Raw genomic sequence first — 16,474 nt, 5'->3', positions numbered from 1 at the left:
CTTCGACTTCGATCCGCTCCCCGCGGTCATCAGACGGTCTCACAGCTCGCCAGCCGCCGTCCTCGCCTCGGCCACCGAGCGGTCGAATTCCGTCGACCCGCCGTTAGTTCCTGCCTGTCTTTTTGAACTGTCGGTGCGGTATATGTGTTCGACGCCGGTAGTTCCGAGCGAGAATGAGATCGCTACGGCCCACTATGGGCGACCGATTTCCGGGACGAGATGGAACCGTGACTCCGACGACGACCGCGATACGTCTCGGCGGACCGAGAACGCGAGCACCGCAGTTCGAGCGCGCTCTCGCGGAACGATCGAGTCGGCATCCATGAGCGCGACCGAATCGGAGACCGACGTCGACGAATCAGCGGAGACCGACGAACACGGTCGCGAGCGCACCCGCCGGACCGACGGTATCCCCGACGATCTCCCACCGAGTGCGAAACTCGTCTACAAGGTCCTCGAGTACGAAGAGCCGCTGACGCAAGCGGGAATCGCGGCCGAATCTCGACTCTGCCCTCGAACCGTCCGCTACGCGCTCGGCAAACTCGAGGACCGGGAGCTGGTCGCGAGCAGCGTCTGTCTCGAGGACGCTCGGAAATCGAGATATCGAATCAGCAAACCGGAGTGAACTACCAGCCCTGCTCGTCGCCTTCGGCGACTCCTCGAGGGCGGGGCTTCCTTCTTCGACGACGTTGTCGGACGACGTCCGACAGCCCGTGAGATGTACTCTCACGAACGCGACTTGCTGATACGGGACCTGTCTCCACTGCGGTCGCAGTCTCCACAGGTCGTTCGAAAGGCTTCGCCTTTCGTGATGACGGAAATCTTCGATTTTCGAACCACGTTGTATCGGACGAATACGCGCTCGGGAGCAACACCTCCCGGGCTACCTGTGTTTCTTGTACTGATCGACCAGCAGATTGATCCCGAACGTTCCGGCCGTGATTTCGTAGTGCGTCTCGAGGCGTGGATTGAACTTCGCTTTGTATCGATTGATGCTCGGGACGCCGGCTCCGACGAGGTCGTACTCGCCGATCCCGTTCCGGAGTCCGTCGCGCATGACGTGCCAGTCGAGGAGGTCGTTGATCGCGAGGTCGACGTCGGCGTCCGGCTTGACGCCGCCTTGCCACCGGTAGCGCATTCGATCCGATTCGAGGACGAGGATGCCTCCCAGCAACTCGCCGTCGGCCCGACAGACGTACGGCTGCAGCGAGCCCTCGGGAAGCTGTTCGTGGAGCGAGCACGCGAAGTCGGGACTCAACTGGAACGCCTGTCCCTGATTCTCGTACCGTTGGCGGACTTGATCGACGATGCGTTCGACGTCGTCCGTGTCGCCCACCTCGATGTCGTACCCGTCACCGTCCGCGTTTCGAATGTTTCTCCGCGCGTCGCTGCTGAATCGTTTCAGTAGATCGTCCTCGGTACCCTCGAGGTCGACGACGTACGTGTGGCCGGGCTTGACGTGGTACTCGTTCCAGACGAACGGGCGGATGTCGTCGAATTCCGCAGTGACGAACTTGCTGTACAGCGGTGAAATTTCGTCGTCGATCCACTCGAGACAGCCCTCGAGGAACCGTTTGGTCCGCCTGTCGGCCTTGCGCTGTTTGAGTTTGTCGACGTTCAACAGGGACGGTCCGAGGTAACTCGCCCACGAGTACGGTGCCGGAGAAAACGCGCCGCTGATCGGTCCTTTCTTGTACTCGAAGACGGGAAAGATACCGACCGGCTCCTGTCCCTTGAATCCTGCCAGCAAATGCAGTGTCGTCCCGGTATCGTCGGCCTGTAGTCGGAGCGCCTCGGCTCGGAAAAACGGGTTCGATCCGTCTGATCGTTCGACGTACCGGTTCCACTCGTCGGCATCGGTGTCCGGATCGAGGACGCGTATCTCGACGCTCATAGGTAGCCAAGATCGGAAAGTCTCTCTTCGACCGCTCCATCGTCGGTCGCCGTGATCGGTGCCGGATCGTAGGCCGGATACGGTCGCACCGCGCTCCCGTCGATCACCGGGAGCGGGTCACCGTCCATCGCCGCGTCGATCGGGACGTCGAACAGCGAACAGATCGTCGGTGCGACGTCGAAGATCGTCGCGTCCTTGAGCGCGACGGCGTCCTCGAACGCCGGGCCGACGGCCGCAACGACGCCGGTTCGCTTGTGGTTCCACGGATCCATCGGCTCGCCGAAACGTGCCTTCCCCAGGTCGGCGGAGATCGCGTTGTCGAAGTCTGATGGAACCGTCACGATGTCGGGTGCCTTGTCGACGTGTGGCCCCTCGAAATACGCCTCTCTGGGTTCGACAGCGTCGAACATCGGCTTCCCGTCCGGCGTCCGGACATCCGTCAACGCGTCGATTACGTCCTCGCGAACGGTTTCGTACACCGATTCGGGAACCTGCCCGTTCGGTTCGCGCCCCTCGAGGTTGATCCGGACGCCGAGTTCGCTCTTCGAGCGGACGAACGCGCGCGATTCTGGAAAGTCCACCTGCTCGCTCGCCGCCCGCTGTACGTCGTTCGGCACTCGCTTGCCGATCGGTTCTTTCAGTCCGACGCGATCGAGCGCGTTCGCGACGCGCTGCGTCGTGAGTCCGACTTTCGCCGCGAGATTCATGCCTCGCTCGAGCGGACTCGGCTCGTGCTCCCCGGCTTCGGCCCCCTCGAGCAGGTCGTTCTCCCAGGCTTTCGACCAGTTCGGCATTCCCTCGCCGCCGCTTTGGGCGGTGACGTATCCGGCGTCGCGAAGGAATTCGTTGACGCGAAATTCGGTCCCCGTGACGGTTCCCATTCCGTGATCGCTGACGACGAGGACGTTCTCGGGATCGGCTTCCTGAAGCGTCTCGTCCAGCTGTCGGTCCACTTCCCGGTACACCGCTTCGACCGCGTCCCTGTCGCCCGGTCGCTCGTGAAACACCGAGTCGGTCTGTTGGAACTGGAGGAATCCGAACGCCGGATCGATACGGCGACAGAGATATCGAAACGCCGTCCCCCGCAGTTCGATCGTCCGCTCGTACCCGTCGATCGACCGGTCCGATACCGGGCCGCTCTGTGGGTAGAGCCAGTACTCGCCACCGCAGGCCCTCTTGACGTCCTCGAGTATCCCGGGCGGGTAGCAGTTCGGGTCTTCGGGGGCTGTCAACCCCGGAATCAGTGCGCCGTCGAATTCTCGAGCGGGATGCGTTACCGGGACGTTCACGACGACGCTCGAGAATCCATGCTCGCTCAGTAGCTCCCAGATCGGTCGCGCTCTGACGTGGGTCGCGTTGACGACGTCCCAGTCGTACCCGTCGAACGTGAGAAAGTCGTAGACGCCGTGCTTTCCCGGATTCTTCCCGGTATACAGCGACGGCCAGGCGCTCGCGGTCCACGGTGGGATCTGGGACTCGAGCGGCCCCGACGTCCCGGTGTCGAACAGTCGCCGAAGGGTCGGAAGCTCGCCCGCTTCGAACAGCGGCTCGAGTATCGGCCGACAGCCCGCATCGAGCCCCACGACGAGCAGACGAAGGTCTTCTTCGTCGGTCGAACCTGCCATAGACGCGGTATTCGTTCGCCCGTGCTTTGTTATGCGAGTGCTGGCCGTCTATAGGCTCGTGCTGCGAGCTGTAAGGTCGATATTGTGGCTCAGGCGGCGATTTTGCCGGCGACTGTAAGTATCGATTGCGAAGGTACCACGAACGGTACTGCCTGTATCACTAAGGGCACGGTCGTTTCTCTATTATGTCGATGATCGCCGTGGCCGCTGCCGTTACGACGACGATCACCGCACCCATCACCGGATTACAATCACACGTATGATCAGTGCTACCCCCTCCGTGTTCGATGCCACCCTCACGCGGTCGGGGGACGTCGGAATCGACTCGTTCGTCGACGAACACGCCCCGACTGTCGACTACACGTACTACGGCGCCGGGAAAGTCGCGCTCCGAGACGGTCTCGCTACTCTCGTCGAGCCGGGCCAGAACGTTCTCGTTCCGGCTTATCTCTCTCCGGCGGTCGTCGAACCGTTCCACGACCTCGACCTCGAGTCCCGATTCTACGCGATCGAGGAGACGCTCGCACCCGACGTCGCCGACCTCGAATCTCGAATGGATACCGACACCATCGCCGTCATGTCGGTCAACTACTTCGGCTTTCCCCAGCCCGGCCTCGAGACGATCTCGACGTTGGCCGACGAGTACGACTGCTATCACATCGACGATAACGCACACGCGCCGCTCAGCGTCGCCGACGGGACGTTACTCGGGACGACCGGTGATATCGGGATAACGACGCTGCGAAAACTCCTCCCGGTTCCCGACGGGGCCATCCTGTACCGCACAACCGAATCGGTCCGCGAGGCGTTCGAACCGTCGTCGCTCGCCGGCCCGTCGGATCGAGTCGTCGCAACCGACTGCCGGTACGTGGCCACCTCGGTCGCCGAAACGGTTCTCGGGACGAGTCGGTCGCTCCACCGATCGGTGGAGGCGTTCCTCTCGAACGGCGGCGGTGACCCGTCGAGCGTCGATCCAGAGGGGCGCTACGAGGCGACCAAAGACCCCATGTCGAGGCTTTCGAAGGCCATCACCGACGCCGCAGATCCCGCGGCGATCCGAACGTCCCGACGAGAAAACTACCGAGCCTGGCGCCACGTCCTTGCCACCCGTGACGACGTCACGGTCTTCTACGAGCGGCTTCCGGAGGGGATCTGTCCGTACGAATTTCCGGTCCGAGCCGACGAACCGCAGGCGTTCCTGACGGAACTCGAGAACTGCGGCGTCGTCGGGGCTCACAACTGGCCGATACTCCGCCGATCGGTCCACGAAAACGACGCGTACGAGACCTCGAACCAGCTCTCGAAAGAACTGGTCGTCCTCCCGGTCCACCAGGGGATCGATGCGTCGGCGATCGAGGCCGTCGGCGATCGACTGCAACGCTGAGTCCGGGTCGACTCCGCGAGGAATTTCGAGACGGACGGTCCTCACTCGACCGGCGCAGTCTCGGCCAGCGCGGTTCGGACCGCATCGCTCAGCGAGTACGTCCGCTCGCCGGTTCGCTCTAGCAGTTCTTCCGTCCGGAGTTCCGACAGGAGACTCTGTACCGCGACCGCCGACCGATCGACCCGATCGGCGACCGGTTCGGTCGCGAGCGCCCCCTCGCGTGCGAACACGGCCAGGATCTCCTCGGCGGTCTCGATCGAACATTGAGAGCCCTCGCACGCGCGCTCCACGCGATTCCGGACCGAAGACACCTCGAGCAGGTCCGCGAGCTCGCGTTCCTCGTCGGCGACGACGAACGCGGCGTCGTCTTCCGTGGCTGTCGCCTCGTCGCCGTCCGACGACGCGTTCGAGTCCGCGTCCGCGTCTCCGTCAACCGGCGTGTACCCGTACTCGTGGGCTTCGCCGCCGGCCTGGACGATCGACGACGAGTCGTCCCCGTCGCTCGCCTCGCCGTCGTCGCTCGCCCCGTTTTCCTCGTTCGCCGCGTACGGCCGCTCGCGCTCGAGTTCGCGGACGACGTTGCGCAACTGGTGGTTCTCGGACCGGATTCGTTTCAGTTTCGACGTCCGAGCGGCGAGTTCGTCCTCGAGACGATCGATGCGGTCGTCGCTGGTGTCGAGTTTCTCCCGCAACTCGTCGCGTTCGGCCTCGAGTTCGGCGATCTCCTCGTGTAGACGGCGGAGGTCCTCGCCGCCGCCGGGCAGTTGCGACTGGACCGTTTCCGTGTTCTGCAGGGCGTCCGCCATCTGCTTGGCCGCACTCGAGACGTCCCGCGCCGAGGATAACTCGTCTTCGAGGGTCTCGATTCGTTTCTCTTTCTTCTCGAGTTCGTTCTCGAGTTGGTGAATCCGGTCCTGTTCCCGGTCCTTGCGCTCGGAAATCTCCTGGAGGTCGCCGACCAGGGTGTCCGAGACGGATTTGAGTTCCGGTCGTTCGAAGTCCTCGAGACCGGGTGTCGCGCCGGCGTCGAAGGTCCGCTTCCGGCGGAACTGGACCTTGCGGACGTCGACCTCCGTCCAGTCGGTCTGGACGAACGCCTGCCCGTCGTCGAGATCGGCCACCAGTTCCGAGTACTCGGTGTCGATGATTCGTCCGACGACCTTGGTGTCGTTGTCCCAGGTCAGCCGGTGCCAGACGAGCCAGTTCGCCTGGGTGATGAAGTCTTTCTTGACGTCGGCCGGCCGCTGGCTGATTCCGAGAATTCCGAGCCCGTGTTTGCGCCCGCGCTTGCTGATCTTGATCAGCAGGTTCCCCGTCTCGCCGACGCCGCCGCCTTCCGGAATGTATTCGTGAACCTCCTCGACGACCAGCAGGAACGGCTTCTTGAGCTTCTTCTCCTTGACGAACAGCTGACGGGCCACCTCGCGGAGTAGTTCGTCCGCCACGTCTTCGTCGAGATACCCCGAGACGTCCAGGATCACCGGCACGTTCTCTTCGAGTGCGATCGTGGCCATCTGTTCTGCGTGTTCGGGCCCGATCTGGATGTCACACTCCTCGTCGGCACCCGCGTGGAGCATCTCGTACTCCTCTTTCAGCCCGTAGTACTCCCCGTCCGTGTCGACGATGAGCAGCGGATACCCCGCCTCGAGTAACTCCTCTGCGATGACCGACGCGGTGTTCGATTTCCCGGAGCCGGATTTCCCGGTGACGAACCCACGGCCGGTGAGCAGTTCGACGACCGGCAGTTTCAGGTTCGCGCCGTCGGACGTTTCACCCACCAGAATCTGGCGCTGCGTCGGTTCGTCGCTCACCGCCACACCACCTCGACCGAACGCGGTTCGTTCATACTATCTGTACAGTCCGAATGCGCGACCTTGAATATTGGCCTCGGTTCGGCGATCGGTCCTCGACGGGCACCGGTCCCGTCGAACGCTCTCGCCGGATTAGTCCGGGTCCCGCTCGACCGCTTGCTCGCGGATCGTCATCCCCTTGCGCCCGAGATGCTGGAGCTGCTTCCGCGCGAAGTCTTCTTCCCGGGTCCCTCGCGTCGCGAGGACGTAGACGAGCGCCCCGCCAGCGGGGCGCATCGTCCGACCTGCGCGTTGAGTACCCTGTCGCCGAGAGCCGCCGAGTCCCGAGGCGACGATCGCGAGGTCGGCCGTCGGCAGGTCGATCCCCTCGTCGCCGACCCGCGAGATGATCAGCAGGTCGCGCTCGTCGCGCCGAAACTCCTCGAGCAGCCGTCGACGCTCGTGGTGGGGCGTCTCGCCGCTGAGGAAGGGGACCTCGAGCGCCTCGGAGAGGTCCCGGCCCTGCGCCAAGTAATCGACGAAGACGAGCGCCTTCGAGTCGGGGTGAGCGGACAGCAGGTAGCGAACCTCGTCGATCTTTCCCCGGTTCTTCGCGGCGATCCGGTACTTCTCCCGGCCGTCGGCGGAGCCGTAGGCGTTCGCCTGCTCGTCGTCGCCCCACGGCACGTACCGGATCTCGAGTTCGGGTTCGGCGACGAAGCCCGCGTCGAACAGCGCCTCCCAGTCGGTGCCGATCGGTGGACCGACCAGGGTGAAGATTTCGGTCTGGCGGTCGTCTTCCCTGATCGGCGACGCGGACAGGCCGAGTCGATGGGTGGACTGCAGGTGCGTGCTCCGCCGGTAGACGTCCGACGGGACGTGTTGGCACTCGTCGAAGACGACCAGTCCCCACTCTCGGTCGTCGAACAGCGATCGGTGACGATCCATCCCAGCGATCTGGTAGGTGGCGATCGTTACCGGGCGAATCTCTTTGCGTCCACCGTGGTACTGTCCGATCTGGTCGGCCTCGAGCGACGTGTAGTCCACGATCGCGTCGGCCCACTGCCGGGCGAGATCCCGACTCGGCACCAGCACCAGCGTCTCGCCTTCGACGTGGGCCATCGCGCCCATCGCGGCGATCGTTTTCCCGCTGCCGGGCGGGCCGACGAAGACGCCCTCGCCGGCCTCGCCGAAGCGGTCCACCCAGGCCCGCTGATAGTCGCGGAGCCGAATCTGAAGGTCGATCGGCAGCTCCTCGCCCGATTCGAGCTCTCGGTGGTCCTGGACCGGATAGCCCGCCTCGTAGAGGATGCGCTTGATCGCGGCTTCGGATCCGTCGCGAACCCAGTCCTCGGTGTCCGATATCGGTGCGTGGACGTGCTCCTCGTCCAGTTTCTGCCGTGCGACGTTTCCCATGATCTCCGGGCTCTGGGCTTCGAGTACGGTGTAGCCATCCTCGTGCGTCACGAGCCGGAACTGGTGGGCCCGATCCCACTGACTCTCGACCCAGTCTTCGAGCCCCTCGGAGCGTTGTCCGAGCGCCTGGCGCATCGTCCGCGCCAGCTGGTCGAACGAGTCGTGGGGGGTCCCCCAGACGTCGGCCGGTCGAACCACGTAGCGATACCCGTGGTCTCCGTTCGCGTCCGCGAGGTGGGCGAACTGCGAGAGCTGCGCTCGCGTGAACTGATCCGGCCGATCGACGACGATCTCCCGTCGCTTCGGAAAGACGACCACCCGCTCGCGATCCGTGAGATCCTCGAACTCGCTCGGGTACCAGACCACCGGGTCCGTCGAAACGGAGAGGCGCTCTACGGACCCCTCGTCTGCGAGGGCCTCGAGCCGGTCGCTGGCTTCTTCGTGGGGGATCTCGAGCGCACGGGAAACTGCCGCGGCGGTGAGGACGGGTCGCCCCTCCTCCTGACTGGCATCGTGGAAGTCGGCGAGGGTAAATTCCTCGTCCGCGTCTCTCGCCGTCCCCGCATCGGCCGCGTCTCCCGTCGTCCCTGCATCGCCCGCTCTCGAGCCGTTCGACGGTGGCTCCTCCGTCTCTGTCTCGATCGGTTCCGATCCCATAGAGCCCGAAGAGGTGCTTCGCTGCTCGTCGTGTGGCTCCGGAGAACGTTCGTCGGTCACTACCGTTCGGTAGCGCCGGATCGACTAAACCGATTTCGTTCGCCGGCGGCTTCCCGCCGAGCGGATCCGGTCCCGGACCGATTTCCGGCGGGTGATGCCGTCTTCGAATACGGCTACACGACGACCGACGCGAGGGCAGGCTTCGGGCTGTCCATCGTCCGGCGTCTCCTCGAGTCACACGGCTGGACGATCGAACTGGATCACGCTCACGACGGCGCCCGGTTCGTCGTCAGCGGCGTCCAGTTCGTCGATCCGACCCGCTCTGACGGCGGGCAGGTGACCGAACAGCCGGAGTTCGACTGCTGATCTGACTCCGACTCACTTACTGATCGTCCCCCTAATCGCCGAAGGTGGACGAGAGGCAGTCGCTCCGGTATCGATCCGTTCGGGTCGACGCCTTTCGGTACCGAACACGCGCTGAGGCTGTGAGTATAGTATATTTGTCTGCATTACCTTGGAACTACCATGTACCGTGCGATCCTTCCGGAGGGACAGATCGCGTGTGAACGTTACGATCACACCGAAAACGGACTCGAACTGTACGACGGCGGCGACCAGTTTCTCGCGTTCGTTCCGTACAGCAACCTGCACGCGCTGCTCGACGAGGAGGTCTACGAAGAGGACGACCGATCGGTCATGTAGCCGGCTGCTGGTCGATGGCCTCGAGTTGCTCGCGGTACCGGTTTCTGACGGTGACGACGGTCGTCTGTGCGGTGTCGGCGACGGCTCGTTGCGGAATCGTCTCGTCACAGAGGAGTCCGGCGGCGTAGATTGCGGCGGCGGCAAAGCCGGTCGGCGACTTGCCCGAGTGGAGTCCCTGTTCCGTGGTCCGGTCGATGATCTCGATCGCTTTGGTCTCTACGTCTTTGTCGACGTCGAGTTCGGAGCAGAATCGCGGAACGAACTGGCGGGGGTTCGTCGGTTCCAGGTTAATGTCCAGTTCATCTGCGATGTACCGATAGGTCCGACCGATCTCCCGCTGGTCGACCCGTGAAACGGACGTTACTTCCTCGAGACTCCGGGGAATGTCTTCTTTACGACACGCCGTGTAGAGTGCGCTGGTCGCGACGCCCTCGATCGACCGACCGCGAATGAGGTCCTGCTCGAGCGCCTGTCGGTAGATAACGCTCGCCGTTTCCTTCACCGGCTTCGGAACGCCTAGCGCGCTCACCATGCGATCGATTTCGGAGAGTGCGTACTTCAGGTTTCGTTCGCCCGCATTTTTCGTTCGGATTCGCTCCTGCCAGACGCGGAGCCGATGGAGCTGGCCGTGTTTGTCGGCCGACATCGAATGGCCGTTGGCGTCTTTGTTGCGCCAGTCGATGGTCGTCGTCAGACCGCGATCGTGCATCGACTGCGTCAGTGGGGCGCCGACCCGCGACAGTTCGTCGTGTTCCTGGGCGTTGAACGCACGCCATTCCGGCCCGTAATCGATGGGATCCTCAGTGAGAACGAGGCCGCATTCCTCACAGACCTGTTCGCCGCGGTCCGGATCGTGGACGACCGTGTCGGTCTCGCAGTCGGGACACAGACCAGTCTCGACCTCCTGTGACTGTGATTCGCCGCTGTGTTGATCGATGATAGACCGCGTCATCAGTACCGGACGAAGCCGTGCCGCCACTGTAAGGGGTTCACATGGTTTCGGGGGAAACACCGACTTACTGTTCCGGCCATCACGCCGGAAGAGAGAGCGAAGAAGAAAGACGCGATCGCCCGCCGACTCGATCGAATCGGCACGACGACCGCATCGAAACCGTGTCCCATCGGTCGCGTCGGGTGAAACGACCGGTCGCCGATCGTTTCGCCCATCTATGGTTAGTGTGCACATGGCACAAGAAATGTGGCGATCGTTGACCCGTGACTCGAGAATCAATCACCGGTTCATCGCGTAAAACCCTCTTTCGTGTGTGAACTGTCGTTCGTCTTTATATCGGTTGGTTCGAACGTTCAGACCCAGTGCCGTGTGCCATCACGTCCACCGTGGCCGATCAGCGCCCGGTTTCCCCCGTCAACCCCGCTGTACGCACCTGATACAGCCACGCAATCGACTGATACCGATCGGACCCGATACCGGCGGTAATGGCCGCTCGAGAGGGATGTGGGCTATCACGTCGTCCCCGCCGAGAAGATGGTCCGTACCTCCTTTGCAGACGGTGCGAAACGTGGGCGTGTTTAAGAGTATCTCTGTTGGTGTACAACCTGGTGTGTCAATCGTGATTTCGACCCGCCGTTCGAACGTACAGCGGTCGCCGTCGAGCCGAGGCTCCAGTGCCGTGTTACGGAAGAAACAGGGGCTATCGAACTCGTATGGCGTCTTTACAGCCGGAGGGCCCGAATAATGTCCTCTATCGATACGTCGCTCCCCGACGAAATCGCGTCCGTTACCGATGCCGACGAGGACGAACGTCTCTCCAAAGATGTTATTTTCGAACTCTTAAAAAATCGCCGTCGTCGAGAAGTCCTCGCGTACTTGCTGGAAGCGGACGAAACTGTCACTCTCGGGGAATTGGCCGAACAGATAGCCGCCTGGGAGAACGATACCGAGGTCAACGCGCTCAGTTCCGATCAACGAAAGCGCGTCTACGTCGCCCTCTATCAGACCCACCTGCCGAAAATGGACGATGCCGGAATCGTCGAATACGACCAGGACCGCGGGCTGATCTCGCTCGCGGACAACGCCGACCTGTTGATGATGTACCTCGACACCGATACTCACCGACAGGACCGGTGGGATCGATGGTACGCTGGAGTTAGCCTGATCGGTGCCGCCCTCATCGGTGCGGCGTTTCTCGGCGTCCCCCTCGTGTCGGCCGCCCCGATGATCGGCCTCGCCGGGGCCGTTATCACTGCGTTTCTCCTCCTCTCTCTCACGCACGTCGTTTCGAACCACCGGCGAGAACGCAACGTCGACGGCAAACTGTCCCGAATCGAATAATCCTGTTTCGACGACGACCGTCGCGCATCGTCGCCGATGCCGTCCATTCTCGGTCGACGACGACCGCTCCAGCAGCCTCGCGCCACGGTACGTGGGGTGGGGTAGCAGTGGCGTCGCAAATCGATTCCATCTGCGTGGGACGGCCGGTAGCGGTAGCTGTCCCCGAGCCCCCGATCGTTCGATCGCGGGTACACGCCCTCGTGCGTGCGACGGCGGGTCGGTCGGACGGTCGCCGAACACTGTCGCTACCGTCTCGGCGACGGTGAGCACAGCCAGTTTCGTCCGGATTGTTGGCCGACGCCGACGACCGGACCCTGAGAAGGGTTTTTATTATCGGGTTCCATACCTCCGAATGGCTCCCGACGACCGTCATTCAGTACCGGGACAGTCGCGTGCCAGCAGCTGTTCCAGGCGCGGGAGCCTTCTCACACGGCGACCGAAGCGACCGCAGATACTGTCCTCACACCGGACGCGATGTGATCGACCCTCGTATCCATTCCTCTGCCATCCGGCTGTGTTTCGAGCGTTTGTGCGATGGCGGTTGCAATTTGGAACGTGCTGCCGTCGAATCCGATCCGACCCGCTGCGGTGGGCTGTCTCGCAAAAACGCTTCGAAACGGTAGCCTCCGTCTGGCCTCGGTAAACGCCGACATTACAATGCGGGTTACTCACACTGCTACTGATATGGTTGGCATCTCTGGCAGAACCACGTCTCCCGGGGACCGGTCGTTCGCTGGCTCGCTCGAGCCGCTCGTCCACACGGACCGGTACGAGGCCGACGTCGTCTTCGGTTCGCCGTCGTGTTCCATCGGAACGACGGCCTACCCGGAGTACCCGATTCGTATCCTCGAGGACGAGGACTGCTGGGTCTGTTTCGAGGGCCGAATCTACGATCGCGACGCCGACTCACTCGAGCGAGAACTACTCGAGGTCGCGACGCGCGTTCTCGCCCCGGACGGCGACGAGTTCCTCACCGAGTGGCTCCTGGAGACCGACGGGGAGTTCCTGCTCGTCGCCGTCGACAAGGACACCGGCCGACTCGGATTACTCAACGACCCGCTCGCTCGGCTGCCGACGTACTACTTCCACGACGGAGCGGCGTTTCTGTTCTCGAGGGAGCTACGGTATCTCATCAACGAGGCGCCGATCGACGGGTTCGATCCGATGGGCGTCGCGCAGTGTCTGCTCTTTGGCTACTCGTTGGGCGACCGGACGCTCGTGAACGGAGCCAATCGACTTCGGCCGGGGACGAAACTCACCGTGGACCCGAATCGCGGGGCGGTCACCGAAACGGCGCTGCACCGATTCGACTTCGAGGAGCCGTCTCACGCCGACCGGAGCCGATCGCGAAACGCCACCGAACTCGTCGACCGGTTCGAACGAGCCTGTCGACAGCGGTCGGGATGTGGCAGCCACGACGTGATCTCGCTGAGCGGCGGCCTCGACTCTCGGGCCGTGCTGGCCGGTTTCGACGCGGAGGGACTGTCGACGACCGCGGCAACGATGTCCTCGGACGAATTCGTGCCGCCGTCCGATGTGGACATCGCCCGCGAATTGGCAACGGAACTCGATATCCAGTGGCGGCGATACGAGGTCGGACCGCCGAACGGGTCCGACCTGGACCGGATAATCAAGACGAAAAACGGTCAAATAGGACTCTTGACCTCGTTCATTCTCGAGTTCTTCCGCCAACTTCGCGAGGAGTACGATGCCGGCCTCACCTACGTCACCGGCGACGGCGGGGACAAGGTCCTCCCGGATCTGACTCCGGCGAGGCCGATCGCTGACGAATCGGAACTCGTCGACTACGTCATCGAAGAGAACTGTTTTCTCTCGCTCGAGCAGGTCGCCCGGATTACCGGGCTCTCGCCGGCTTCGATCCGACGGAGCGTTCACGACCGACTCGACATGTATCCCGAGACGGACCCCGCTGCGGCGTACGTCCACTTTCTCGTCTACGAACGGGGCGTCAATTTCCTGTTCGAAGGCGAGGATCGAAACCGGTTTTTCTTCTGGAGTACGACCCCGTTCTACTCGATCGACTTCTTCCGGTACGCGATGAATTGCCCGCCCGGACAGAAAGCACGGTACAACCTCTATCGATCGTTCCTCACGGAACTGGAGCCCACCGCCGCAGCGTTACCCCACCCCGATTACGGGGTGCCCGTCGCGTCCACTCGACACCAGGCGGCGGCGTTCGTCGACGATCTCCTCTCGCGGTATCCGCGATTGTTCGAGACGGTTCGGCCCATCGTCAAGTCGATCAACGGCCTCGAGACGGGGTCGCAGCTCCGACCTGATACGGTCGACTGCATTCGAACCCAGGTCGACCAGTGTGAGGCCGTCGACGACGTCCTTTCGACCGACGAACTCCTCGCGTTTCTCGATTCGACGGCCGATCACGACCGTGTATCCGTCTACCGTCTCTTCGCGCTGACGTCGTTCATCGACGACATCTACTCCTCACAGAGCGTCCTCGAGTCCCGCCGCGATGCGGTATTCGGCTGACTGTCAGCATTCTCTGTTCGACACGTGGCTCGTCAGGTCACAATTCTGGAGATCGCCTTCGTACGTTCGAATCTGAGAGTTGCGATAGTCCGACTCTCTTTCCCTCCGGTGTGATCCGCGAGTAGCTATCGGATACCCCGCTTCCGTACTTCGATTTTGAATATAAAAAATCGTGACTAAATACCATAAGAAAAGGCATATTATACAACGATATAATTATAATCACGAGATCTTACTAATAACTCGGAAGGAAAGTTTATGGTTCGGTAGTGTTCTTTCTCAGATCGAATGGCACGCGACCAACCGGATCGGGACGTCGATAGTCCCGCCGAAACGACAGCTAGTGACGACGAACGAAACAGTAGCGGCGTGATCGACCGCCGATCGTACCTGAAATTAGCCGGTGCGACGGCGATCACTGCAGGGGTCGGAGCGACCGCTGCGAGCGCAGCGAGCGGAGACTACGACGTTATCGAGGCGCGCGGACAGACGATCCGTATCGACTCCGGCGAAACCTGGGAGAACAAGCTCATCGACTTCGGCGACCGCAACGACATCCTCATCGTCGCCAAAGGAACCAACTGGACGATCCGCAACATCGGGTTCACAGGGACGATCCCATACAACGAGACCATTTTCGGCGTCTGTGACTCCGGCTCCGGAACGTCGGTCATGGAGAACATCTACTTCGGAGAGTCGACCGGCGAACAGCCCGCGAGCGAGCGGTCGATCTGTATCTGGGTCGACCCGGACCACTCCGGCCACCTCGACGTGAAACGCGTCAATTTCAACGTTCCCGGGAACAACGGTATCTACGGTTCGGCACCCGCATACAACGGTGACGGTGGCACGATCGCGCTGGATCACTGTTACGGCAACGACTGTCACCACACCGCGTTCCGGATCGGCGACTGCGGAATGTCGATCGAGAACTGCGTGAGTTACAAGAGCGGCACGCGCGCCGCGAACCGGAACAGCTGGGTCTGGGAGGGCAATTACGGCGGCGGCGCGACCGTACGCAACTCCCACTTCATCACGAACGGCACCGGGAGCTCGCTCGTCACGCACGGCGATCCGGACCTGACAGTCGAGAACGTCCACACCGACGACGGCCGCGGTGACGGATCGAACCCGCGACACTTCGTTCCCGACGGCTGTCCGGAAAGCGGCGAGCAAGCCGCATCGGGAGGAACCGGTGGTAGAGCGTCCAGCCTGCCGGCGGACAACGGGGACGACGGGGACGACGCAACCGATGCCCTCCCCGAAAATACCCTGCTGGTCGACGGCGCGGGCACGTCCGGCGGGACACGCTACGAGTTTTCGGTCTCCGGCGCCGCCGAGAAAGCGACGATCAAGGGCACCATGATCGAGGACGAGGACACGATCGAGAGCGGTCACGTCACCGGCACCGTCGCCAACTGGAAAGACGCCTTCCGGTTCGACGGCGAACTCACCGACCTCACCGTCGACGGCGACGCCCGTATCTACGTCAACGGCGAACGGGTCGATCCCGCCGACTACGGCCAGCGACAGCCCCACGTACTGACCCTGGTCGGCAACGGTTCCGCTGCGAACTACGAGATCACGGTTGATGGGATGATCGACACGGTCGCCAGCAACGACTCCGACGAGTATGCGACGGTGGTATCGGACAACACAGTAGAGGGATCGATCGAATGCGGTGCCCAACGCTTCAAATTCTCTGGGACACTCACCGACGTTACCTTCCTCGACGGCTCTGCGCACGTGTACCTCGACGATCAGCGGATCGATCCCGACCAGTACGGCGAGCAGGAGCTTCTCCCCCACGCCATCGTGATCGACGGAACGGACACCGACGGCGAGTCTACGTACTCGTTTAGCGTCGATGGCGAGGTCGTCACATCGAGCTATCGAGACGCATCGATCGATTCCGGCGACGAGATTACCGGAAACGATGCTAGCGGTAGCGTCAACGACCAAATCGACGCCTACTGGTTCGACGGCGACATCACGGACTTCCGCCTCCGCGGCGACGCCGCCGTCGACGTCGAGTACAACGTTCGGAGCAAATAGCCCGTTCCTCTCGAACTGCCGTCTCGGAATCTCTTCTTGCCTCAACCGTCAGATCTCTGAAAATACCCCCGCCCCGTCCCCGCTGAAGACGTCCTCACATCCGTTGGAACCGGGCAGCGTCCGATATCTCCGTCTCGCACCGCCATTACC

Annotated in this window: 12 protein-coding genes; 7 read left to right on the top strand and 5 right to left on the bottom strand. The window is 62.6% G+C overall.

The features are described 5' to 3' along the window. Positions 1 to 322: 322 nt before the first annotated feature. Positions 323 to 625 (top strand): MarR family transcriptional regulator, encoded by a 303-nt coding sequence (locus NJT13_RS04645; protein WP_254524326.1) that lies wholly within the window; start codon positions 323 to 325, stop codon positions 623 to 625. Between the two features lie 258 nt (positions 626 to 883). On the opposite strand, the gene NJT13_RS04640 is transcribed toward NJT13_RS04645, so the two are convergent. Beyond that, on the bottom strand, positions 884 to 1,894 hold the full coding sequence (locus NJT13_RS04640) for a lipid II:glycine glycyltransferase FemX (protein ID WP_254524325.1): 1,011 nt from the start codon (positions 1,892 to 1,894) through the stop codon (positions 884 to 886). Next, a complete protein-coding gene (locus tag NJT13_RS04635; RefSeq protein ID WP_254524324.1) occupies positions 1,891 to 3,519 on the bottom strand; it encodes an alkaline phosphatase family protein in 1,629 nt (542 codons plus the stop codon). The genes NJT13_RS04640 and NJT13_RS04635 overlap by 4 nt, the downstream gene beginning before the upstream one ends. 259 nt (positions 3,520 to 3,778) lie before the next feature. On the opposite strand from NJT13_RS04635, the gene NJT13_RS04630 reads away from it, so the two are divergent. Next, complete coding sequence (locus NJT13_RS04630) at positions 3,779 to 4,903, top strand: DegT/DnrJ/EryC1/StrS family aminotransferase (RefSeq protein WP_254524323.1); 1,125 nt, start codon at positions 3,779 to 3,781, stop codon at positions 4,901 to 4,903. A gap of 41 nt (positions 4,904 to 4,944) precedes the next feature. On the opposite strand, the gene NJT13_RS04625 is transcribed toward NJT13_RS04630, so the two are convergent. Together NJT13_RS04625 and NJT13_RS04620 are read right to left on the bottom strand one after the other, a co-directional pair. After that, positions 4,945 to 6,714 (bottom strand): helicase HerA domain-containing protein, encoded by a 1,770-nt coding sequence (locus tag NJT13_RS04625; RefSeq protein ID WP_254524322.1) that lies wholly within the window; start codon positions 6,712 to 6,714, stop codon positions 4,945 to 4,947. Between the two features lie 132 nt (positions 6,715 to 6,846). Then, on the bottom strand, positions 6,847 to 8,766 hold the full coding sequence (locus NJT13_RS04620; protein ID WP_425499783.1) for a DEAD/DEAH box helicase family protein: 1,920 nt from the start codon (positions 8,764 to 8,766) through the stop codon (positions 6,847 to 6,849). 30 nt (positions 8,767 to 8,796) lie between these two features. Here NJT13_RS04620 and NJT13_RS04615 point away from each other — a divergent pair, with 30 nt between their 5' ends. Together NJT13_RS04615 and NJT13_RS04610 are read left to right on the top strand one after the other, a co-directional pair. Next, positions 8,797 to 9,132, top strand: coding sequence for a hypothetical protein (locus tag NJT13_RS04615; protein ID WP_254524320.1), 336 nt, complete (start codon positions 8,797 to 8,799; stop codon positions 9,130 to 9,132). A 159-nt stretch (positions 9,133 to 9,291) separates the two neighbouring features. After that, positions 9,292 to 9,468, top strand: coding sequence for a hypothetical protein (locus NJT13_RS04610; protein WP_254524319.1), 177 nt, complete (start codon positions 9,292 to 9,294; stop codon positions 9,466 to 9,468). Here the strand turns inward: NJT13_RS04610 and NJT13_RS04605 are convergent. Continuing rightward, positions 9,461 to 10,420: a transcription initiation factor IIB gene (locus NJT13_RS04605; protein ID WP_254524318.1), complete on the bottom strand. Its 960-nt coding sequence runs from the start codon at positions 10,418 to 10,420 to the stop codon at positions 9,461 to 9,463. The two genes, NJT13_RS04610 and NJT13_RS04605, sit on opposite strands and share 8 nt — an antisense overlap. 744 nt (positions 10,421 to 11,164) lie before the next feature. Between NJT13_RS04605 and NJT13_RS04600 the strand changes: the two genes are divergently transcribed. The 3 genes from NJT13_RS04600 (at position 11,165) to NJT13_RS04590 (ending at position 16,324) form a co-directional block, all read left to right on the top strand. Further along, positions 11,165 to 11,761 (top strand): DUF7344 domain-containing protein, encoded by a 597-nt coding sequence (locus NJT13_RS04600; protein ID WP_254524317.1) that lies wholly within the window; start codon positions 11,165 to 11,167, stop codon positions 11,759 to 11,761. A gap of 684 nt (positions 11,762 to 12,445) precedes the next feature. After that, positions 12,446 to 14,269, top strand: a complete 1,824-nt coding sequence (locus tag NJT13_RS04595) for an asparagine synthetase B family protein (RefSeq protein ID WP_254524316.1) — start codon at positions 12,446 to 12,448, stop codon at positions 14,267 to 14,269. 288 nt (positions 14,270 to 14,557) lie between these two features. Continuing rightward, entirely contained in the window at positions 14,558 to 16,324 is a 1,767-nt protein-coding gene (locus NJT13_RS04590; protein ID WP_254524315.1) for a hypothetical protein, read from the top strand. Positions 16,325 to 16,474: the final 150 nt, after the last annotated feature.

Source organism: Natrinema caseinilyticum, from assembly GCF_024227435.1.
Classification (GTDB): Archaea; Halobacteriota; Halobacteria; order Halobacteriales; family Natrialbaceae; genus Natrinema; species Natrinema caseinilyticum.
This window is presented reverse-complemented; position numbering and strand designations above follow the sequence as displayed.

What these genes read in the sequence shown, in the direction of transcription:
- NJT13_RS04645 (WP_254524326.1), top strand. Translation starts at nt 323, where the DNA reads ATGAGCGCGACCGAATCGGAGACCGACGTCGACGAATCAGCGGAGACC.
- NJT13_RS04640 (WP_254524325.1), bottom strand. Translation starts at nt 1,894, where the DNA reads ATGAGCGTCGAGATACGCGTCCTCGATCCGGACACCGATGCCGACGAG.
- NJT13_RS04635 (WP_254524324.1), bottom strand. Translation starts at nt 3,519, where the DNA reads ATGGCAGGTTCGACCGACGAAGAAGACCTTCGTCTGCTCGTCGTGGGG.
- NJT13_RS04630 (WP_254524323.1), top strand. Translation starts at nt 3,779, where the DNA reads ATGATCAGTGCTACCCCCTCCGTGTTCGATGCCACCCTCACGCGGTCG.
- NJT13_RS04620 (WP_425499783.1), bottom strand. Translation starts at nt 8,766, where the DNA reads ATGGGATCGGAACCGATCGAGACAGAGACGGAGGAGCCACCGTCGAAC.
- NJT13_RS04610 (WP_254524319.1), top strand. Translation starts at nt 9,292, where the DNA reads ATGTACCGTGCGATCCTTCCGGAGGGACAGATCGCGTGTGAACGTTAC.
- NJT13_RS04605 (WP_254524318.1), bottom strand. Translation starts at nt 10,420, where the DNA reads ATGACGCGGTCTATCATCGATCAACACAGCGGCGAATCACAGTCACAG.
- NJT13_RS04600 (WP_254524317.1), top strand. Translation starts at nt 11,165, where the DNA reads ATGTCCTCTATCGATACGTCGCTCCCCGACGAAATCGCGTCCGTTACC.
- NJT13_RS04595 (WP_254524316.1), top strand. Translation starts at nt 12,446, where the DNA reads ATGGTTGGCATCTCTGGCAGAACCACGTCTCCCGGGGACCGGTCGTTC.
- NJT13_RS04590 (WP_254524315.1), top strand. Translation starts at nt 14,558, where the DNA reads ATGGCACGCGACCAACCGGATCGGGACGTCGATAGTCCCGCCGAAACG.